19 protein-coding genes are annotated in these 21274 nt (G+C 62.3%); 12 read left to right on the forward strand and 7 right to left on the reverse strand.

Features of this window, described 5'->3' with window-relative positions; translation table 11 throughout:
• Positions 1 to 25 precede the first annotated feature (25 nt).
• The 4 genes from AYX22_RS03165 to eat are packed head-to-tail and all read right to left on the reverse strand — an operon-like array spanning position 26 to position 4981.
• Entirely contained in the window at positions 26 to 1396 is a 1371-nt protein-coding gene (locus AYX22_RS03165) for an aldehyde dehydrogenase family protein (protein WP_207596088.1), read from the reverse strand.
• Entirely contained in the window at positions 1393 to 2151 is a 759-nt protein-coding gene (locus AYX22_RS03170) for a gamma-glutamyl-gamma-aminobutyrate hydrolase family protein (RefSeq protein ID WP_207596089.1), read from the reverse strand. The genes AYX22_RS03165 and AYX22_RS03170 overlap by 4 nt, the downstream gene beginning before the upstream one ends.
• Entirely contained in the window at positions 2132 to 3514 is a 1383-nt protein-coding gene (locus AYX22_RS03175) for a glutamine synthetase family protein (protein WP_207597445.1), read from the reverse strand. Before AYX22_RS03175 ends, AYX22_RS03170 begins: the two co-directional genes overlap by 20 nt.
• A 36-nt stretch (positions 3515 to 3550) precedes the next feature.
• Entirely contained in the window at positions 3551 to 4981 is a 1431-nt protein-coding gene (eat, locus tag AYX22_RS03180; RefSeq protein WP_207596090.1) for an ethanolamine permease, read from the reverse strand.
• A gap of 266 nt (positions 4982 to 5247) precedes the next feature.
• Here eat and AYX22_RS03185 point away from each other — a divergent pair, with 266 nt between their 5' ends.
• Positions 5248 to 5964, forward strand: a complete 717-nt coding sequence (locus AYX22_RS03185; protein WP_232481525.1) for a GntR family transcriptional regulator — start codon at positions 5248 to 5250, stop codon at positions 5962 to 5964.
• Positions 5965 to 5985: 21 nt separating this feature from the next.
• Here AYX22_RS03185 and AYX22_RS03190 read toward each other — a convergent pair whose 3' ends face one another.
• Positions 5986 to 7185 (reverse strand): sugar diacid recognition domain-containing protein, encoded by a 1200-nt coding sequence (locus tag AYX22_RS03190; protein ID WP_207596091.1) that lies wholly within the window; start codon positions 7183 to 7185, stop codon positions 5986 to 5988.
• A gap of 177 nt (positions 7186 to 7362) precedes the next feature.
• Here AYX22_RS03190 and AYX22_RS03195 point away from each other — a divergent pair, with 177 nt between their 5' ends.
• The 5 genes from AYX22_RS03195 (at position 7363) to AYX22_RS03215 (ending at position 11652) form a co-directional block, all read left to right on the forward strand.
• Complete coding sequence (locus tag AYX22_RS03195) at positions 7363 to 8283, forward strand: transporter substrate-binding domain-containing protein (RefSeq protein ID WP_207596092.1); 921 nt, start codon at positions 7363 to 7365, stop codon at positions 8281 to 8283.
• Positions 8284 to 8319: 36 nt separating this feature from the next.
• Complete coding sequence (locus tag AYX22_RS03200; protein ID WP_089593502.1) at positions 8320 to 9078, forward strand: amino acid ABC transporter permease; 759 nt, start codon at positions 8320 to 8322, stop codon at positions 9076 to 9078.
• Positions 9075 to 9872 carry an amino acid ABC transporter ATP-binding protein gene (locus AYX22_RS03205; RefSeq protein WP_089593503.1) on the forward strand — a complete coding sequence of 266 codons (798 nt, stop codon included), beginning with the start codon at positions 9075 to 9077 and terminating at the stop codon, positions 9870 to 9872. Before AYX22_RS03200 ends, AYX22_RS03205 begins: the two co-directional genes overlap by 4 nt.
• An 89-nt stretch (positions 9873 to 9961) precedes the next feature.
• Entirely contained in the window at positions 9962 to 10393 is a 432-nt protein-coding gene (locus AYX22_RS03210; protein WP_089593504.1) for a RidA family protein, read from the forward strand.
• A complete protein-coding gene (locus AYX22_RS03215) occupies positions 10384 to 11652 on the forward strand; it encodes an FAD-dependent oxidoreductase (protein WP_089593505.1) in 1269 nt (422 codons plus the stop codon). Before AYX22_RS03210 ends, AYX22_RS03215 begins: the two co-directional genes overlap by 10 nt.
• A gap of 6 nt (positions 11653 to 11658) precedes the next feature.
• On the opposite strand, the gene nadE is transcribed toward AYX22_RS03215, so the two are convergent.
• Positions 11659 to 12480 carry an ammonia-dependent NAD(+) synthetase gene (gene nadE / locus AYX22_RS03220; RefSeq protein ID WP_207596093.1) on the reverse strand — a complete coding sequence of 274 codons (822 nt, stop codon included), beginning with the start codon at positions 12478 to 12480 and terminating at the stop codon, positions 11659 to 11661.
• A 58-nt stretch (positions 12481 to 12538) separates the two neighbouring features.
• Positions 12539 to 13543 (reverse strand): LacI family DNA-binding transcriptional regulator, encoded by a 1005-nt coding sequence (locus AYX22_RS03225; RefSeq protein WP_207597446.1) that lies wholly within the window; start codon positions 13541 to 13543, stop codon positions 12539 to 12541.
• Positions 13544 to 13759: 216 nt separating this feature from the next.
• Between AYX22_RS03225 and AYX22_RS03230 the strand changes: the two genes are divergently transcribed.
• The 6 genes from AYX22_RS03230 to AYX22_RS03255 all read left to right on the forward strand — a co-directional run bounded on the left by AYX22_RS03230 (position 13760) and on the right by AYX22_RS03255 (position 21238).
• A complete protein-coding gene (locus AYX22_RS03230; RefSeq protein ID WP_207596094.1) occupies positions 13760 to 14605 on the forward strand; it encodes a sugar phosphate isomerase/epimerase family protein in 846 nt (281 codons plus the stop codon).
• Between the two features lie 106 nt (positions 14606 to 14711).
• Positions 14712 to 15719 carry a Gfo/Idh/MocA family oxidoreductase gene (locus AYX22_RS03235; protein WP_207596095.1) on the forward strand — a complete coding sequence of 336 codons (1008 nt, stop codon included), beginning with the start codon at positions 14712 to 14714 and terminating at the stop codon, positions 15717 to 15719.
• Positions 15720 to 15963: 244 nt separating this feature from the next.
• Positions 15964 to 17502: an ABC transporter substrate-binding protein gene (locus AYX22_RS03240; protein ID WP_207596096.1), complete on the forward strand. Its 1539-nt coding sequence runs from the start codon at positions 15964 to 15966 to the stop codon at positions 17500 to 17502.
• Between the two features lie 6 nt (positions 17503 to 17508).
• The gene (locus AYX22_RS03245; RefSeq protein WP_207596097.1) at positions 17509 to 18450 is read left to right on the forward strand and encodes an ABC transporter permease; all 942 of its coding nucleotides are present in this window, start codon (positions 17509 to 17511) and stop codon (positions 18448 to 18450) included.
• Complete coding sequence (locus AYX22_RS03250) at positions 18447 to 20342, forward strand: dipeptide/oligopeptide/nickel ABC transporter permease/ATP-binding protein (RefSeq protein WP_207596098.1); 1896 nt, start codon at positions 18447 to 18449, stop codon at positions 20340 to 20342. Before AYX22_RS03245 ends, AYX22_RS03250 begins: the two co-directional genes overlap by 4 nt.
• On the forward strand, positions 20339 to 21238 hold the full coding sequence (locus AYX22_RS03255; RefSeq protein WP_207596099.1) for an ATP-binding cassette domain-containing protein: 900 nt from the start codon (positions 20339 to 20341) through the stop codon (positions 21236 to 21238). The genes AYX22_RS03250 and AYX22_RS03255 overlap by 4 nt, the downstream gene beginning before the upstream one ends.
• Positions 21239 to 21274: the final 36 nt, after the last annotated feature.

Below are 21274 nucleotides of genomic sequence, written 5' to 3' on the forward strand. Positions count from 1 at the left end.
CTCCTTAGGGAAGTGGTGGAAAAGACTAGGCGGATTGGGTTGAGATGAAAACGTTCTTGACGTCGGTGAAGGCGTCCAAGGCATCCGGGCCGAGCTCGCGCCCCAGACCTGATTGTTTGAAGCCGCCAAAAGGTGTGGAGTAACGGACGGACGAGTGTGAATTGACGGACAAGTTGCCGGACTCGACGCCGCGCGCCACGCGAAGGGCCCGGTCTACCTTGGACGTCCAGATGGAACCGGACAGGCCATACTCGGTGTTGTTGGCGATCCGGATGGCGTCGGCTTCGTCCTCGAAAGGGACGACGGCGACTACCGGACCGAAGATCTCATCGGTGAATGACGGCGCGTCCACGTCCGGAGTCAGAACGGTGGGCGGGAACCAGAAACCCGGACCCTCCGGCGCCTTGCCCTGGAAGGCGACCGGGGCGCCGTCGGGCACGAATCCTGAAACTGTACTGAGCTGCTGTGCGGAGATCAGTGGACCCATCGTTGTGGCTGCGTCGGCGGGATCGCCGACGCGCATTCCCATAACCTCGGGTTCCAGCAGTTCGAGGAAGCGGTCGTAGACATTTCGTTGAACCAGGATCCGGGAGCGTGCGCAGCAATCCTGGCCCGCGTTGTCGAAAGCGCCAGCCGGCGCCGCAGCCGCCGCAAGCTCAAGATCGGCGTCGTCGAAAACGATGTTGGCGCTCTTACCGCCAAGTTCCAGCGTCACCCGCTTCACTTGGTCTGCACAGCCGGCCATGATCTGCTTCCCGACTCCGGTGGAGCCGGTGAAAACCACCTTGCGCACGGCAGGGTGGGTGACGAATCGCTGCCCCACCACGGAGCCCTTCCCGGGAATCACCTGGAAGACGCCTTCGGGAATGCCTGCTTCAAGGGCAAGCTCACCCAGCCGGATCGCCGTCAGCGGCGTCACCTCTGCGGGCTTGAGCACCACGGTGTTCCCTGCCGCCAGTGCAGGTGCGAATCCCCAGCCGGCAATCGGCATGGGAAAGTTCCACGGGACGATCACACCCACCACGCCCAGCGGCTCATGGAACGTCATGTTGACCCCGCCGGCCACGGGAATCTGGCGGCCGAAATGCCGTTCCGGAGCTGCGGCATAATAGTTCAGCACATCACGGACATTGCCGGCTTCCCACCGGGCATTTCCGATGGTGTGCCCTGCGTTGCGTACCTCCAGTTGGGCGAGGTTCTCCAGGTCATGGTCGACGGCGGCGGCGAACCGCCGGAGCAGCAGCGCACGGTCCGCGGGCGCCACTGACCTCCACGATTCGTATGCGGCAGCGGCCCTTGCGATCGCAGCGTCCGTCTCTGCCAGGCCTGCGAGTGGGACCGTCTGGATGAACTCCTCGGTGGCCGGATTGATGACATCAAAGACTGTTGCAGTCATGCGGGGGACATCGCTTTCATGGTTGCGGTGTGGTCGGTACGGTAGTTCGCGGCTGCTTCCACGAAGCCGCGGAAGAGCCGGAGATCGTGCGGGTTCTGCTCCGGGTGGAATTGGACTCCCAACACCCAGCCGCCCTCCCTGGTTTCCAGGGCTTGGACCATGCCGTCTGCGGAGCGGGCTGTCACGCGCAGGGCCCGGGGCACAGAGTCCATGGCCTGGTGGTGGTAGCAGGGCGACACAGCGGTGTCGCCGAGGAGATCGTTGATCAGGCTGCCCGGCGTGGTGCTGAAGGCCGCCTCGCCGTATACACCGGGCGCTGGTTGGCACCTGGCATCCGGGTTGACATCCGGGATGTGCTGGATCAGGGTCCCGCCCAACACGACGTTCAGGAGTTGCGCGCCACGGCAGATGGCGAAAAGCGGCAGCCCACGTTCCAGCGCAGCGCGGAGAAGGACGGAATCGTGGCTGTCCCGCAAGGGCTGCGGCTGCGTCCTGGGATGGGGAGCCTGCCCGTAAAGTGAAGGATCGACGTCGGGCCCTCCCACCACGATCAGCCCGTCCACCAGGTCCAGGACCGTAGGGTCGGTACCGCTGGGTGGCAGCAGTATTGGAGTGGCGCCGGCCGCCACCACAGCCTCGACGTACGTGGCGGGGAGGATGGCCGCCGTCGTATTCCACACTCCCCAGGAGGCCTCCTGCAGGTAGCTCGTGAGTGCGATCCGGGGCCTGTACTTTTCAGAGTCGCTCGAAGCCACGGGTCCGCTCCCAGTCTGTGATGGCGCTGTCGTACGCGGTGAGTTCCACCGTGGCGGCGTGGACGTAGTGGTCCACCACGTCGTCGCCGAATGCCTTGCGGGCGATGCTGCTTTCGGCGAGCAGATCGCGGGCGTCCCGCAGGGTGGTGGGCAGACGGTCCGCATCGGATTCGTACGCGTTGCCCTTGGTGATGGCCTGCAACGGGAGGTCATTCTCGATCCCGTGAATCACCGCCGCGATCATGGCTGCGACGGCGAGGTACGGGTTGACGTCGCCGCCGCCCACACGGTTTTCGGTGCGGAGGCCCCGGCCGTGTCCCACGACGCGCAGCGCACAGCTGCGGTTATCAAGGCCCCAGGCGATAGCCGTCGGCGCAAAGCTGCCCTCCACGAACCGCTTATAGGAGTTGATGTTCGGGGCCAGGAAGTAGGTGAGTTCGCGCAGTGCTGCCAACTGTCCCGCCACGAAACGTTCCATCACGGGACTGAAGCCGTGGTCGCCGTCGCCCGCCAAGACGGGGTTGCCCTCAAGGTCGGTGAGGCTGAAGTGGATGTGGCAGGAGTTGCCTTCGCGCTCGTTGAACTTGGACATGAACGTGATGCTCTTGCCGTGCCGGTCCGCGATCTCCTTGGCACCGTTCTTGTAGAACGAGTGCTTGTCACAGGCCGCCAGGGCCTCGTCGAAGCGGAACGTGATTTCCTGCTGCCCCAGGTTGCATTCGCCCTTGGACGATTCCACAACCAATCCGGCGGCCTCCATGTTGGTGCGGATGGAGCGGATCACCGGTTCCAGGCGCGCGGTAGCCAGCAGCGAATAGTCCACGTTGTACTGCGTTGCGGGCGTGAGGCTGGTGTAGTTCTTCTCCCAGGCCTGGCTGTAGGAGTCGTCGAACATGATGAACTCCAGCTCGGTGCCGGCGTAGGCACGGTAGCCAAGCTTTTCGAGGCGTTCGATCTGGGCCTTCAGGATCTGGCGGGGGGAGGCAGCAACAGGGGTGTGATCGGTCCAGAGCACGTCGCACTGCACTATCGCGGTGCCTTCCAGCCACGGAACCCGCCGCAGGGTTGAGATATCAGGCATCATCACCATGTCCCCATAGCCTGTCTCCCACGAGGACATGGCGTAACCGTCCACCGTCTTCATCTCGACATCGACGGCGAGAAGGTAGTTGCAGCCTTCGGCTCCGTGGTCCAGGACGTCCTCCATGAAGGACCGTGCTCCACAGCGCTTGCCCTGCAGGCGTCCCAGCGCATCTGTGATGGCGACAATGACTGTATCGATGTCGCCGCTGTCTATCAGCCCCCGCAGTTCGTCGAGGGTCAGTTGTTGGTTCCGGGCTGACGCTTTGTTTTGCTCATTCATGGTGTCTCCGGGGTTCTTGTGTGTGGACATTTGTTGTTACTTCAGTTCGGCTTCCGCCATGGCCAGTTGGGCGAACTCTTCTTCGGGCGCGCCCGCCACGATCCGGTGCCGGCTGTAGAGCCAGTAGTAGAGAAGGGCGGCGGCAAAGATTGCCGCCGTGATGGAAGCTGCAAAGACGTCGACGACGAACGTCGCCACGACTGCCACGGCGGAAAGGACCAGGGCAACCGAGGTTGTGACGATCCCGCCGGGAGTCCTGTAGCCGCGCTCCAAATGGGGTTCCTTTTTGCGCAAAACGATGTGGGAGAGGTTGAGCAGGACGTAGGAGACCGTGGCTCCAAAGACGGCTATGTTGATCAACAAGGCGCCGTCCTGCGTCACTGCTGCGAGCAGGAAGCCTATGGTGCCGGGAATGATGAGGGCCCAGTAGGGGGTGCGACGCGCCCCGGTGAGGGAGAGCCAGCGGGGGAGGTAACCTGCCCTCGAGAGTGCGAAGAGCTGCCGGGAGTAGGCGTAGATGATGGAGAAGAAACTGGCAACCAACCCTGCCAGGCCGGCGTAGTTGACGAAGTCGGCCAGGAACGTGTTGCCGCCGTAGGCGATCCGCAATGCTTCGGGGAGCGGGTTGTCGGATCCGCTCATGGCTTGGGAGCCGGCGGCTCCGGGTACGAGGACCAGCATCAACGCTCCGAAGACCACCAGGATGATGACGGCCACGATGATGCCTCGTGGCATGTCCCGCTTCGGGTTGGACGTTTCTTCGGCCGCCAGTGGAACGCCCTCCACGGCCAGGAAGAACCAGATGCCGTAGACGAGTGCTGCGAGGATGCCGCTGACACCCATGGGTAGGAAGGCGCTTGAGCCTGCGGAGCCGTCCGGGACGATGTCGAAGAGCCTGGCAGGGTCGAATTTGGGAAGGAGGCCTATCACCGCGGCGATCAACGCAACTGTGGCTACTGCCGTGATGCCGAACATGATCTTCAGCGCCTCACCTACGCCACGGAGGTGGATCCCAATGAAGATCACGTAGGTGACGAGGTAGACCGGCCAGGAGTTGGTGAGCCCGAAGAGCCCCAGCGCTTCCACATAGCCGCCGATGAACGTAGCAATGGCAGCCGGCGCTACCGCGTACTCAATCAGGACTGCCATACCCGTGGCGTATCCGCCGAGTGGACCTAAAGCCCTGCGTGCGAACGCATAGCCGGCGCCCGCCGTCGGGAGCGTTGATGAAAGTTCGGCGAGGCCGAAGACCATGCAGGTATACATCACGGCCATCAGCACGAAGGCAATGAGCAGGCCGCCCCAGCCTCCCTGGGCGAGGCCCAGGTTCCAGCCCGCGAAGTCTCCGGAGATGACATACGCAACCCCCAAACCGGCCAGGAGGATCCAGCCGGCGGCACCTCTTTTGAGGCGGCGGTGCTTCAAATACTCTTCCTCGCCACCGGGTGGCTGGTGCGCTGTTTCCATGCGTGTTCCTAACGTCTGAGGAATGCTTGTGGGAGAGTTCAACGTGAGGATCAAGGGGAGATCCTAAAGGACTGTTTTCAGTCCAAAGTGTGCTTCAAAGTCTGAAGTGTGATCTGCGCCTCGTCAAGTGTTTTCGAAAAAACCACTCACTTTTGCTCGTATAGGTACCGGCCCAATGGTGTCTTTGATGACCATTGATGATCCACACGGCTACTATGAAAGCAGCAGGCACCCTGGGTGCCGCGGTCCGCGCGGAAGGAGATGCAGTGCCCGACTCGCCCTTTGGCCCGTCCTTCTCGATGCTGCGTCCGGTGAGGGGCGGCAATGCGTTCGAGGAAACCATCGAGCACATACTGCAGACCATCAAGCTGGGTATTTTCGCTCCCTCTGAAAAGTTGCCCCCGGAACGTGAACTGGCCGAACAGCTGGGGGTCTCCCGTGCAACACTCCGGGACGCCTTAGGGGAACTGCAGAGCGCTGGTTACCTTGAGGTGCAGCGGGGGCGGTACGGGGGAACATACGTCTCCACCGCCACAGTGCAACGGACGCCTGATAACAGCCCACTGGACCCGGCCGAAGTTGAAGACGTCCTGCTCTTCCGGTCCATCATTGAACCCGCTGCGGCCGTCCTGGCAGCGAAAGCGGATCTATCGGCGGCAGCACGGCAGCACCTCCAGGTGTGCCTTTCCGAAGTCAGCGCGTCCCCTGCTGAGGGCTACCGTCCACGGGATGCGCGGTTCCATATCGCGATCGCAGAATTGTCCGGATCCGCAAGCTTGGTCAGTGCAGTGGCTGAAACCCGTGCGCGACTCAATGATCTCCTGGACCGCATTCCACTGCTTGCTACCAACCTGGACCATGCCAACGAGCAGCATGTCGAGATTGCGGATGCCATTCTGCGTGGTGATGCTCCTGCTGCCGAGCGGGCTGCCGTGGAGCACCTTGAAGGAACCGCTTCGCTCCTGCGCGGCTTCCTGGCCTGAGTTCCTTCGCACCCGCAGCCGTCAGGAGTCGGATGGCTCGCCGGCGTCGAACTCGTTGGTCTTGCACGCCAGATACAACGCCAGGTAGGCCACGGCTGTTCGTGTGGTCCAGCCTTGGAGATGCTCGATCCTCTCCAGCCGATGAATAAGCGTGTTCCGATGGATATGAAGGCGGCGCGCAGCACCCACCAAGGAAAAGCCGCTTTCGCACCAGGCAATCACGGTGCTGCGAACGGTGTTCCAATCGCCCGCGGCCATAAGTGGCTCGGCCACGGCCGCTGTGTAGCGCTGCCTGGCACGCAGGCCGATGCCTGACAGCAACTGTTCCATGCGTACTTCATCGATGGTGGTGACGCTGCGGCGGGTGATCCGGCGACCCAGATGAAGGGCATCGGCTGCGTCTTCGTAGGCGGTGCGCATTTGGGTGGGTCCGGCCCCTTCGGTTCCGATGCCGATTTCGACGTCGGAGCCTAAGTGCGTGCGGAACTGCTCGACGCAATGACGGGCTTGGGACAGGATTCCGTCCATTCCATCCGGCGTGGGGTGTGCGAAGACGACGTAGCGATTGGCGCTGATGGAGACGGCGATTGTCTGGCGATGCTGAAAGCTCTCACGGAGCAGTACCAGTGCCCGTGGAAGCCACTCCGAAGTAGTGGAAGGAACAGGGGTGCGGCCGGGTGTGTGGACGACGACGGCGACCCGGCTGGCGGTAAGGTCTACGCCTTGGTCGTTCGCTTGGTCCAGCAGGGTTGAATGCCCCGTCACCAAGGGATCGAACGCAAGAATGCTGCGCACCAGGTCTTCCAGCTCACGCTCGCGTTGAAGGGTGGAGCGCAGCAGGGAAGCTTGATGGAGCAGGATTTCCGTCTGGCGTTCCACCATCAACCCAAAGCGGGTGACCTGGGCCGGGGAACCGGTGATACCCACAGTGCCCACGGCCTGGCCATTGAGCAGGATGGGTAGGGTGACGCCGGGTTTGACGCCCTCCAGCGCCCGGGCTTGGGCAGCCGAGTGGGTGGCCGACAGCCGTGTTCGGATCACCTCCAGGGACGCTTCATGGAAGCTGCCAACACGGCTCGTATCGCCACTGCCGATAACAGTGCCGTGGGCGTCGGTGATGAGGATGTTGAAGCCCACGATATGGCTGGTGTCACCAGCGATTTGCTGGGCAAGCGCCGGGGTCAGGGGTCCGGAGCCGGTACGGATGGTGGTCGCTGCCATGTCGGGATCGCCTTCGGTTTATTCGTACAACAAATCGGTCTGGAATCGCAGAGAACATGGATGAATAGTCCAATGACTTTCATCACACCCAAGCCTACGGTTGTTACTAAGCGGCGCAAAGCCGAAACAGCAGACGGCGTTCTGCATCAGCATTAAACCCATCGAAAGGCGACCACCATGTTACGTCGCATCCCCAAACCCCTTCGTACATCCGTCGTCGCAGTCCTTGGCGCCGTGACGTTGGCGCTGACAGCCTGTGGCGGCAACGGCGTCGCCAGTAATTCAGACGCCCTGGACACCATCGAACCGGGCAAGCTGAAAGTGGCCATTCAGCCCTATATGCCATACACGGCAATGAAGGACGGCCAGCTGGTTGGCCTTGACGCCGAGATCCTGCAGGCTGCAGCGAAGAAGCTGAACCTCACTATCGAACCCCAGGTCACCGATTTCAACGGCATGCTTGGAGGTGTACAAAGCCGCCGCGTTGACATCTCCATCGGGGGAATTGCCTGGACCAAAGAACGTGCGAAGGCCGGCCTGTTCACCGATCCTCCCTACTACTCCCCGCCGGCGATGGCCGTCCAGGGCGACAAGGACGTCAAAACCCTTGCAGACCTCCGCGGCAAGAACCTGGGCACCGTTACGGGCTACGTTTGGGTGAAGTCAATCAAGGCGGTTCCAGAGGCCAAGCTCAATGCCTACCCTGACGCCAATGGGCTGTTCGCCGACGTCGGCTCCGGACGGGTTGACGTAGGTTTCGTGGACCCCTTGCTCATTTCCTATACCCAGGCGCAGCGCCCTGATCTGGGCATGCAGACCAAGTACCTGACGCCGCCCACGGACGAAGAAGTGCAAAAATCTCCGGACCTGGCCTATTTCCAGCCGTACATGACCAGCTTCTACGTGCCAAGGGAGGCACCGAAGCTGGAGAAGGCCGTCTCCGGAGTGATTCGCGAAATGTACGCCAACGGGGAGCTTGCGAGCCTGATCACCAAATACGGTGGCGACCCGGACCAGTACCTGAAGCCGTCGCCGTCCATGACAGCGGATCGGCGGGCCGAGGACCGCCCGGCCGACTGGACGGCTCCTTCGAACTGAACCGCCCGGTACCCATTCCAAAGGACAGGAACAATCATGAACCCCGCACCCGGCCTGTTTCAGGTGCCATGGCAGGAATACGTGCCAGCACTTGCCGATGGTCTGCTGAGGTCCCTTGGCTACACCGCAGCCGGCTTCGCCGGCGCAGTGGTGATTGGACTCGGCGTCGCACTCCTGCGCATCAGTTCCCGTCGGCTGCTCCGGATTCCGGCTGCCGTCTACACGGAACTGTTCAAGAACATCCCTCTGCTGGCCATCATTTTCATTACCTACTTCGGCTTGGCTTCCATCGGTATCCGTCTGGATGCCTTCCAAGCGGGCACTCTTAGCCTGGTGATCTTCTACGGAGCATACCTTTCGGAGATTTTTCGGGCTGCCCTCCTCGGAGTCCACCCCGGACAGCGGGAAGCAGGCCAAGCCCTGGGCCTTGGGCCCACGGTGACCTTCACTGGCATCATCTTCCCGCAGGCACTCCGGCTCGCATTGCCCGGAACCGGCACCATGCTGGTGGACCTTTTGAAGTCCACCTCCCTGCTGGTGGTGATTTCGGCAGCGGAGCTCATGTCCCAGGCGCAGCTGATCGCCAGCGAAACGTTCCGCGCCCTTGAGGTCTACATCGTCATTTCCGCGATCTACTTTGTGGTCTGCTACCCGCTCTCGCAATTGGTCCTCAGGCTCGAACGCCGCGTGCAAGCAGGCGCCCCCTTGTCCCTCCGCCGGTACCGCAGATTGGCTCAGGCACGCGCCCTCTTGGCAGCAGCGGAAACCACGTCATACTCGGAGGTAAAGCCATGACGATCGGAAGAATTGAAACCAAAGGTCAAACGGTGAACAACGCCCGTCCGGTGGTCGAGATCAAATCCCTGGTGAAGTCGTTCTCGGGCCGCGTCGTGCTGGACAACGTGGACTTTACGGTCGAGCCAGGCAACATTGTCAGCATCATCGGCCGAAGCGGCGGTGGCAAGACCACCTTGATGCGATGCATCAACCTCCTTGAGCAACCCGATTCAGGCACCATAACGTTGCAGGGTGAGCCGGTGTTCGCAGGGAGGAAGACGGTCTGCAAGGATCTGGCCAAGCTGAGGCAGCGGGTTGGGATGGTCTTCCAACGCTTCTACCTTTTTCCCCACCTGACAGCCGTGGAGAATGTCATGTTGGCCCAAATGAAGGGGCTGAAGATCCCTGAGAAGAAAGCCCTCCACACTGCCCTGGAGTTGCTCGCCGAAGTGGGCCTGTCGCACCGGGCCCTGGCATTTCCGGAACAGATGTCCGGAGGCGAACAGCAGAGGGTTGCGATTGCCCGGGCATTGGCCCTGGGTCCCAGCCTCCTCCTGTTTGACGAGCCGACATCCGCGCTCGACCCCGAATCCACCCGGGACGTGCTGGCCGTCATGCGCCGCTTGGCCCAGTCCGGTATGACCATGGTCATCGTCACGCACGAGGTGCCCTTTGCCAGGGAGATCTCCGACCAAATCGTCTTCATAGATGGCGGCCACATCATCGAACAAGGTCCTCCGTCCGAGGTCATCGATAATCCGCGCGAAGAACGCACCAAGGCATTCCTCCGCTCCTACAACTCGGACAGCTAAGTTCCACTCCCGCACCGGCGGCGTCCATTTGGCCTGATACGCCTTGCCGCTTCACGCTCCTACGCGCCCAATTTCCTTGAAAGAGAACCATGACTTCACTTCATAGCCCCGGCCGGACGGTTGACGTCGACGGCATCACAACCCCGGATTCGCCCTATCCATCGGCCACACGGGCAGGGGATACCGTCTACGTATCGGGTCAGGTTTCGTTTGGCGACGGCGGATCCGTCGTAGGTGAAGGCGACATCGAGGCTCAGACCCGGTGTTCCCTGGAGAGGCTTGGCAAGGTCCTGTCCACCTACGGCGCCAGCCTTGGCGACGTGGTTTCCTGCACGGTCTATCTCCGGGACGCCGCGCTCGCCGAGGCATTCAACAGGACCTGGGTCTCTGTCTTCGCCGGACATCGACCGTCCAGGGCCACGGTTGTTGCCGAGTTGCTGGACCCGCGGCTCCTTGTGGAAGTGCAGGCAACAGCCTGTTTGCCGCAGGGCGGACCTGACCGGGCGGAGGCATGGAAATGAAACTCCTGGTGGTCGGCGCTGGCATCATTGGTGTCACAACGGCCTACGAGTTGGCTCGGCGCGGACACGACGTTGAAGTAGTGGACAGGGAGGCCGCTGAAACACTCGCCACCAGCGACGCGACGGCGGGCCTGATCGCGCCGGGGCACTCCTTCGCCTGGGCCTCGCCGTCCGCACCCAAGGAATTGCTGAAATCAATCTTCAGCGCAGATACCTCCATCCGGGTAAAGCCGCGCCTCGACGCTGAGCTTGTGTCGTGGGGGCTGAAGTTCCTGCGTGAATGCACCGGCCCACGGGCACATCGAAACACTCTGGCAAAGCTGCGCCTCGCCCAGCGGAGCCAACAGCTCTTCAACGCGATGATCGCAGGAAAGGGCATGGACTTCCGGCCTTCAACTGGCGGCGTCCTCTATCTCTATCGCGACGCGGATGCCTTGGAACGGGCGATGGCGCATGGCAGCATCATGCGGGAGAACGGCCAGGCACAGCGGATCGTGTCCCGGGAGGAGCTGCTCCAGCTCGAGCCAGCCCTGGCCAACAGCCACGTCAGGTTCATCGGAGCTGTCCATGATGAAACTGATGCAACGGGAAATCCCGCCATATTTGCCGCGGAGGTCCGAAAGTTGTGTGAGGAGTTGGGAGTGCGCTTCACGTTCGACACAGCCATAGTGGGGATCCGATCAGACAGTTCACCGGCCGGTGTTCCCCGGGTGGCAGCGCTCAGGAGCAGCCAAGGTGAGCTTGTCGCTGACCGGTTCATCCTTGCAGGTGGCCCGGAGAGCGCGCGCCTGGCCAGAACTGCCGGTGTCCGCCTCCCCGTTTATCCGGCGAAGGGCTACAGCCTCACCGCTCCCATCAATGAAGGAGCCCCCGCCCCCGGCTTGGGCGGCATTGACGAGAGGTCCTTGGTGGCATGGTCAAGGTTTGGGGATCATTTGAGGATGTCCGCTACGGCAGAGTTCGCCGGTTACTCGCAGCAGTACGCCCGGAAGGACTTTGCAAACATCCTCAAAGCAGGGAAGGAACTCTTCCCCGGGGTGCTGGACCTCAGCAGGGCTACCTACAAAGTGGGGCTAAGGCCCATGACTCCGGACGGACCGCCCATCATTGGCCGGGCAGGCGAAAGCAACCTCTACATCAACACCGGTCACGGGCACCTCGGGTGGACCATGGCCTGCGGGTCCGCAGAGATGCTGGCGGACCTGATCGACGGCAAACCTACGGTGCTCGCGGCCGAGCCTTACGCCGTTGGCCGCTAGGTCAGGTTATTTCCACCACGTATCAAAGATCGTGACCGGAACTGTTCTCTTGTGGCGCGTGCGGAGATACTTCTGTTCGATCAGTTCCGCGGCGTCCTGGGGGATGTCGCGGCCTTCGAGGTAGTCGTCGATCTGGTCGTAGGTGATGCCGAGCTCGTCTTCGTCGGTGCGGCCTGGCTTGTTATCCAGGAGATCGGCGGTGGGAACCTTTTCCCAGACCCTAGAAGGTGCGCCAAGTTCGGCCAGGAGGGTGCGGTTCTGGCGCTTGTTCAGGCCGAACAGCGGCAGGATGTCCGCGCCGCCGTCGCCGAACTTCGTGAAGAAGCCCGTCACTGACTCTGCGCCATGGTCAGTGCCGATCACCAGGTAGTTGTGTTCGCCGGCCAGTGCATATTGGGCGATCATGCGCGCGCGGGCTTTCGTATTGCCCTTATGGAAATCGGAGATCGGTGCCCCCGTGGTCTTTTCGAATTCGTCCTCGAAACCGTCCACGGCCTGGGAAATGTTGTAGGTCCACTCGGTCTTGGCCTTGATGAAATCGAGGGCCGCCTGCGCGTCGTCTTCGTCATGCTGGATGCCGTAGGGGAGTCGGACGGCCACGAAGTTCGCTTCAACGCCTTCGGCTTCGAGCTCCTCGACGGCCAATTGCGCCAAGCGGCCGGCAAGCGAGGAATCTATGCCGCCGGAGATGCCAAGAACGAATCCCTTGGTGTGTGTCGCCTTCAGGTAATCCTTCAGGAAATCAACGCGCTTGCGGACCTCCTCTGCAGGGTTGATCCGGGGCTGGACGCCCATTTCTTCAATGATCTTTTCCTGGAGTTCGCGCATGGTCCAACACTAGTCAGCCCGGTCACCCAGGCTCAACCATGTTGCGCCGCGATTCGGGCTAATCGGAAGGAACCGGACCCGTTGAGCCGCGGACTGTGAGATGGGTGGGCATGACCGAGCGATTCCGGTTCCCGCCACCGGCGAGCGGGTTCAACTGGGCCAGCAGCATGGACACGGCCACCCGGCCGGCCTGCTCGATCGGCGAGCTCATGGTGGTCAGGGGAGGGTTGCAGAAATCCGCGCCAAAGATATCGTCGCAACCCACGATGCTCATATCTTCAGGCACCCGGAGGCCGCGTTCGCGGAGTCGTTGCAGCATCCCGATGGCGATGAGGTCATTGAAGACGATGCACGCCGTGACTCCGCTGTGGACGGCAGCATCCGCAGCAGCAGCGCCGGATTGGGTTTTGGGTGCGAAGGGGCCAAGGCGGCGGACCTCAACTCCGCGTTCCTCCGCGGCTGCTGACAGTGCGGCCCAGCGCCGGGCACTGGACTGCGAAACGGCGGGACCGGAAACGTAGGCAACGGACGTGTGGCCCCATGAAATCAGGTGGTCCAGGGCCTGCGGCATGGCTGAGGGGGTGTCGATGATGACTGCGGGGACGCCATCGACGTCGCGGTTTACAGTGACCATGGGCATCAGGGCTGCGGCAGCGGCCAGTGCTTCATCGTTGAGGCGGGACGCTGCCACAATCACGCCGTCGGCGCTTTTGCGCAGCTGCTCCAGCGTGCTGGCCTCCACCTCGTCCGATTCTTCGGTATCCACGAGCAACTGCGTGTAGCCGGCGGCCTTGAGCTGCAACTGGGTTCCTCGGATGAGGTCGAAGTAGAACGGGTTGGTGATGTCCGGAACCAGGACTCCAACAGCTCCGGTCTTCCCTGAACTCAGGGCTTTCGCCTGCGAGTTTGGCGTGTAATTAAGCTCGACGGCGGCAGCTTGGATCCGCTCGCGGGTGCGGATATTGACGCGCTCCGGGTTGGCAAGGGCCCTCGAAACAGTGGATGCCGCGACGCCGCACAGCGCAGCGATGTCGTGGATGGTGGCAGGCCGGCCTGTTGCCATGGGTTGCGTCGCCACGGGTGTTCCTCTCTGAACGACAAGATCATCCGGCTGTGACCACTGCCACACCGTGAGTCAAATATGCCACATGATGGCAGCGCATGGCAATCGGTTGTCAAAAGTGTGCCAGGGTGGCTAAACTCGTGATGACAAGACACTCCTGTGAACTGCGTCACCGTGCTCCGGCCGGTGGCGTCGCAGGGCTACCTAGGAGAATTCGTGACCCACCCCCAAGCCGTGTGGAGCCTGTCCGGTTTCGGCGACGAAGTAGATCCAGATCCCGCTATCCAAGCAGCCGTGCTGCTGGCCCTCGGCGCGAGCCACCTTGAAGTCCGCAGTGCCTGGGGCGTCAACGTGTCCGAACTGGAGCCGGAAGCTGTCCAGCGACTGAAGGCGATCCTCGACGACAAGGGCCTCAAGGTCTCGGCTGTAGCCAGCCCCATCGGCAAGGTGGATGTCAGCCTGCCGGTGGAGCATGAGCTTGGACGCCTCCGCCGGATCATCTCGGTCGCGAAAGCCCTGGACACCAAGTACGTGCGCATCTTCTCCTTCTACCGGGGCGAGGCCCAGGGCCAGGAGGAGATTCGGGATGCCGTGATGGAGCGCATGAAGGCCTTGGCTTCCGAGGCAGCCGCCCATGATGTGGTTCTGCTTCACGAAAACGAAAAAGGTATCTACGGCGACACCCCTGAGCGTGTCCTGGACATCATGGAAACGGTGAACTCCCCGGCCCTGCGCGTCGCATGGGACAACGCCAACTTCGTCCAGGTGGGCGTCAAGCCGTACACCGAGGGCTACGCCTTGCTGCGCCCATACCTGGAGTACTTGCAGGTGAAGGATGCGATCGCCACTACTGGCGAGGTTGTTCCTTCCGGCGAAGGCGACGGCGAGCTGGATGCCACCATCGCTGCATTGGCCGCCGACGGGTACAAAGGCTTCGCGTCGCTGGAGCCGCACCTTGCCAGCGCCCACGAACTGGGCGGCTACTCCGGCCCTGTGGCTTTCGGCGTCGCAGCCAGGGCGTTCGCCGGCCTGGCCGCCAAGAACAACGTCACCCTCGCCTGAGACCGGCAAGCAGGATCAGCACTCAGCTCCACCAGCATCCAGCTCCACCAGCACTCAACGCATCAGCATCACCATCCGGCAGCATCATCCTTCGAAGGAGCAGGACATGCCAACAGCGGCAGTCATCGGTTGCGGCGACATTTCAACCGTTCATTTTGAGGCACTATCTGCGGTGGGGGGCGCGGAGTTGGTGGCAGTTTGCGATACCAATCCGGAAAGGTTGGAGGCGGCGGCAGCCGCCCACGGCGTCCCCGGCTATGCGGACTACCTGGACATGCTCCAGAAGGTGCGTCCCGACGTCGTGCATGTTTGTACGCCACACCACCTTCATGCCTCCGTGGCCGCCGACTGCCTTGAACGCGGCGTCCATGTGATCGTCGAGAAGCCCCTGGCCCACACGTTGGAAGAGGGGCAGCGCCTGATTGAGGTGGCGGAGCGGAGCGCGGCGAAGATCGGCGTCTGCTTCCAGAACCGGTACAACGCGACCTCGCAAGCCATGCGTGAACTGCTCGACGGCGGCACCTTGGGTCAGGTGATCGGCGCCTCGGCAACCGTCATGTGGCACCGGGACGGCAGCTATTACGAAAGCCGTCCATGGCGTGGAACCTGGGCGGAGGGTGGAGGTGGCCTGATGATGAACCAGGCCATCCACACGGTGGACCTGCTGCAGTGGCTGGTGGGTGATGTTGCCAAAGTGGAGGGCCACGCGTCCACCCGTTCGTTGGGCGGCGTGATCGAGGTGGAAGACACTGCGGAGTTTGTTGCCGAGCATGTCAACGGCGCCCGCAGCGTTTTCTACGCAACCCTGGCCAATGCCGTCAATGCCCCGGTGACGCTGGACATTGTCACCGAGGAGGCAACTCTGAACCTGCGGGGCGATCTTACGGTGACTTATGTCGATGGGACCGTCGACGTCGTCCAGGAGCGGGTGGCGGAAACCGGGGGAAGGTCCTACTGGGGTGTTTCCCATCAGTTGTTGATCGCGGACTTCTACTCCACGTTGGCCCACCCCGGACCTTTCTGGATCAACCCTGCCGAGGCGGGCAAGTCCCTGGGGATCATCAAGGACATTTACGCGCAAAGCTACCCGGACATGCTCGAGCGGGTGCGCTGAACCATCCGCGCAACCGTTGGGCGAAGGGCCGGAAACCCCAGGGATTCCGGCTGTTTTCGCGTGACGTTCAGTCTCTCCAGGCGTCTTGCCCCGACGCTTGGCAACAATTTAAGAAACTTTTGACAATCGGTTGCCAAAATCAAACAAAGTCCGTACTGTAAATCTCACAACCAGAAAAGTGTGGCGCAGGCCACACGCCCCAAGCTCTGACTCGCATCAGGCAAAGACTCAGTAGGAGCCGACAATGAAGTTAGGTCCCAAGGCGGCAGCAGCCGCCATCGTCCTCAGCGCCTCCCTTGCGCTTACCGCATGTGGCGGCGGGGGTGCCGGCGCTGGAAGTGGTTCGACTGCCGGCAGCAAGACCGTCACGGCCCTGACGTTGGGCACCCTGAGGGACCTCACCTCCTGGGATCCGGCACAGGCCCACGTTGGCCACGCGCTCCAGCCCTACCAGGCAGCCTACGATTCACTGATCCTCCGCGAACCGGACGGCAAGCTGAGCCCCATGCTGGCAACCGCCTGGAAGTACAACGACACCAACACCAAGCTCACCGTCGACCTCCGCACGGACGTCACCTTCAGTGACGGTGCCAAATTCGACGCCACGGCAGCCAAAGCCAATATGGACCACTTCAAGAAGGCCAACGGCCCGCAGATGGGTCAGCTTGCCTCGGTGTCCGATGTTGCCGTGGTGGATGCTGACACCATTGACATCAACCTCAGCTCACCGGAACCGGCCCTTGAGTACTTCCTCAGCCAGGCAGCCGGCCTGATGGGAAGCCCCGCCGCGCTGGGAACCGATGCCATCAAGACCGTTCCGGTAGGGTCCGGCCCGTACGTGATGGACAAGGCCGCTTCCGTGAAGGACTCCCAGTCCGTGTTCACCGCCCGCGAAGGGTATTGGAACAAGGATCTCCAGAAGTTCAAGAAGCTGACGCTGAAGATCCTCCTGGACCCCACCGCCCGCACCAACGCTCTGGTGTCCGGCCAGATTGACGCCACGCTGCTGGACCCCAAGAACGGCAAGCAGGCCGAGGGTGCCAAGATGAAGCTCGAAACCAACCAGGTTGACTGGTCAGGCCTGCTCCTGCTGGACCGTGACGGCACCAAGAACCCGGCCCTGGCCAACCTCAAGGTCCGCCAGGCCATCAACCACGCCTTTGACCGGAAGACCATCCTGGACCAGGTCATGCTGGGCCAGGGCACTCCCACCACGCAGCCATTCGGCAAGGACAGCGGTGCCTGGTCTGAGGAGCTGGAGAATTACTACAGCTACGATCCCGAGAAAGCCAAGCAGCTCCTGAAGGAGTCCGGCTTCGAGGGCAAGGTCAGCTTTGAAGTTCCCACCCTTCCCGGCGCGGAAACCTTGATCTCCGTCCTCAAGCAGCAGCTCGCAGATGTGGGAATCACGCTGAACCCCGGCGCAGCCATCACCAACACCTTCACCTCGGATGTTGCCGCCCAGAAGTACCCGGCTCTCTTCTTCAACCTCTTCCAGGGGCAGCCGACGGTGGCAATCGACCAGATCGTCTCCACCAAAGCCCTGTACAACCCGTTCAAGACCACCACCCCTGAGCTTGAGGCCAAGATCGCGGCCGTGCGCACCGGTGGTACGGATGCCGGCAAGCTGGCCCAGGACGTCAACAAGTACGTGGTGGAACAGGCTTGGTTCGCCCCGCTGTTCCGCGTGAACCAGATGTACTACCACAACGACAAAGTGAACGTCACGCCGCAGGTCCAGCAGGCCGTTCCTTCCATCTACAACTACTCGCCCGCCAAGTAGGACCCCATGATCAAGTTCATTGCGAAAAGACTGGGCAGCGGTCTGGTGGTGTTGTTCGTCGTCTCGGTCCTCACCTTCACCCTGCTGTACACCTCCAGCGGAAGTATTGCCCAGAACATCCTGGGGGATCAGGCAACACCTGAACAGGTGGCCCTGAAGGAACAGGAACTGGGGCTCGACCAGCCTCTCTTTGTCCGTTACTTCGCCTGGTTGGGAGATGCCCTGACCGGCAACCTTGGAGCCTCTTGGTTCACGTCGGAGCCGGTGGCCAACTCGCTTGCCACCCGCATCCCGGTGACCATGACCATGGTCTTCACCGCAATGATCCTGATCGCCATCTGCGCAGCACTGATCGGTGTTGCCGCAGCCGTCAAGCGCGGCTGGGTGGACAGGGTGGTCCAGATTGGCGCGATCGTGGGGGACTCCATCCCCGGCTACGTGATCGGCGTGTTCCTGGTAACCATCCTGGCCATCCAGCTCGGCTTGTTCCCCGCCACCAGCACCATCTCCCCGGAGGTGGGACCGGAGGCCTGGGTCTACTCCATGACCCTCCCGGTCATTGCCCTGTTGATCAACGGCGTGACCGGCGGCGCGCAGCAGATCCGGTCCGCCGTGATCAAGCAGCTCGAGCGCGATTATGTCAGGACGCTGCGCAGCCGCGGCATCGGAGAGCGTGAAATCCTCTTCAAGCATGTGCTACGCAGTGCCGCACCGGCAGGCCTCACCGTCTTGAGCCTGCAATTGATCGGCATGCTGGGTGGTGTGGTGATCATCGAGCAGATCTTCGCCCTTCCGGGCATGGGTCCGCTGGCCGTCGCCGCCACAACCCAAACCGATCTTCCCGTCGTCATGGGAGTGGTGATGTACACCGTGGTAGTGGTCATCGTCGTGAACCTCCTGGTGGACATCCTCAATGGTTGGCTCAACCCGAAAGTACGTGTCTCATGAGCGACTCCGTAGATTCAGCAGCAGTATCCGCAGACTCCATGGGCGTCGCGGCCAAGGCAGGCCAGAGCGGCACGGTGGTCCGTTCCACCGTCCTGCGCCGCCTCCTGAAAAACCCCATGGGCATCGCCTCGCTGGTGATCCTGCTGACCATCGCTGCGCTGGCCATCCTCGCCCCGGTGATAGCGCCTTTCGAAGAGAACTTCGCCAACATCTCCAAGACCTTGGCAGCCCCGGACTCAGTCAACATCCTGGGCACTGACAGTGCAGGACGCGATACGTGGAGCCGGCTGCTCTTCGGCGCCCAGCTGACCTTGTTGTCCGCGTTGCTGTGTGCCGGCGTGGCCATTGCCATCGGACTCCCGGCGGGCCTGATCGCCGGCTACTACGCGGGCAAATTCGAGGCCGTCTCCAACTGGGTGGTCAGCATCCTCATGAGCCTGCCCGGCCTGATCGTCCTCCTCACCATCCGCGCAGCGTTCGGCCCGTCGGTATGGATCTCCATGATCGCCTTCGGTGTCCTGATCAGCCCGGCCTACTTCCGGCTTACCCGCACCGCCGTGCAGTCGGTCCGGAACGAGCTCTACGTGGACGCCGCCCGGGTCTCCGGCTTGTCTGACCTGAGCATCATCGCCCGCCACATCTTCTCCGTAGTCCGCGCACCGATCATCATCCAGACCGCGGCCATCGCCGGTGTTGCCATCGCCATCCAGTCCGGACTCGAATTCCTGGGCCTGGGCGATCCCACCAAGGCAACGTGGGGCGTCATGCTCTCCGAAGGCTTCAAGAACGTCTACCTCACGCCCACCCTGCTGCTCTGGCCGGCACTGGCCATGGCACTCACCATCGGCGGACTGGTCCTGCTGGGCAACGCCATCCGTGACGCCCTGGAAGACGGCGAAAAGATCAAGCACCGTAAGAAGCGTGCGGTTGCAACAGCAGAAAGCACGACGACGGACCCCGCCAAGGCGCGGCAGTCACGGAAGTCCGTGGCCGCCGTCGACGTCGGAACCGAACACCACCTGGTCAAGGTGACCAATCTCGGCGTCGGCTATCCGCAGGCTGATGGCTCGGTCAAAAAGGTAGTGGACGACGTCTCGTTCCACGTGGACCGTGGAGAGATCCTGGGCATAGTTGGCGAGTCGGGTTCGGGCAAGTCCCAGACCGCGTTCTCCATCCTGGGCTTGCTGCCGGACAACGCCCGCATTGTGGGTGGTTCCATCCAGTTCGACGGCAACTACACAGTGGCTCCCGGCGATGACCGCGTCAACCAGGAACGGCTGTCCAAGCTGCGCGGCAAGCGGATCTCCTACATTCCGCAGGAACCCATGAGCAACCTGGACCCGGCCTTCACCATCGGCTACCAGTTGGTGACACCCATGGTCAGGGTCCTCGGAATCTCCAAGGCAGAAGCCCGCCAGCGTGCACTCAAGCTGCTCGCCGACGTCGGCATTGCCAACCCGGAGCGAACCTTCAGCGCTTACCCGCACGAGGTTTCCGGTGGCATGGCACAGCGTGTACTCATTGCCGGGGCCATCAGCTGTGAACCGGACCTGGTGATCGCTGACGAACCCACCACGGCGCTGGATGTCACGGTCCAGGCGGATGTGCTGGACCTGCTCCGCGAACTGCAGCAGCGCCTGAACATCGGCGTGATCCTGGTGACCCACAACTTCGGAGTGGTTGCCGATCTGTGCGACCGCGTGGCCGTGATGCAGAACGGGCGGCTGGTGGAAGAAGGCACCGTCCGGGAGATCCTCCGAAACCCGAAAGAGCCGTACACACAGACCCTGCTGGGGTCCATGCTCGAAGGAAAGACCCCCATGACCATGCTTGTATCGAAGCCTGGATCAGCAGCACAGTCCGGATCAGCACAGAAGGAGCCGGTGGCATGAGCACTTCCCTAAGCCAGCAGCCGGACTCATCGGATAAGTCCCCGCTATTGAGCGTGGAAAACCTGGTGGTGGAATACCCCAGCAAGCGGTTCCGGGCCAAGCCTTTCCGGGCCCTGACGGACATCAACATCACCATCGGCCAGGGGGAGACCCTGGGCTTGGTGGGGGAGTCCGGCTCAGGCAAGACCACCCTTGGCCGCGCCGTCCTGGGCCTCGCGCCGGTCACCTCCGGAAAAGTGATCTTCGAAGGCAACGACATCAGCAACGCGTCCCGCAAGGAACGCCGTACGCTGAGCCGCGACCTCCAAGTGGTGTTCCAGGACCCTTACACTTCACTGAACCCGGCGCTGGAAATCGGCGACATCCTGGCCGAACCACTGGGCGTGCAAGGCATGGAGCCCGCAGCGGCCAAGAAGCGCGTCAAGGAATTGCTGGACCAGGTGGGGCTGCCAACTGACGCCATTCACCGCCTTCCCCGCGAGTTCAGCGGTGGCCAGCGCCAGCGCGTTGCGATTGCCCGGGCTTTGGCGCTCTCACCCAAACTCATCGTTTGCGACGAACCCGTCAGTGCATTGGACCTGTCCACCCAGGCCCGCGTGCTGGATCTCTTCCTGCAGATCCAGCAGGACACCGGCGTTTCGTACCTGTTCGTGTCCCACGACCTCGACGTGGTCCGGCACATCAGCCACCGCGTCGCAGTCATGTACCACGGTGAAATCGTGGAGCAAGGCCCCGCCGAGGTGGTCACCCGCGATCCCGAACATCCCTACACGCAACGGCTTTTGCTCGCCTCGCCAGTGCCCGATCCGGACCGCCAGGAACAACGCCGCGCAGACCGGCACCGCTTGCTCGCGAACCAACACAGCCAAACAGAACAGCAAGGTGCCGTGGCCTGAACGGCCCTGCACCCATCAAACATCCCAGGGTCCGGA

The sequence above is a fragment of the Arthrobacter sp. D5-1 genome, assembly GCF_017357425.1.
Taxonomy (GTDB): domain Bacteria; phylum Actinomycetota; class Actinomycetes; order Actinomycetales; family Micrococcaceae; genus Arthrobacter.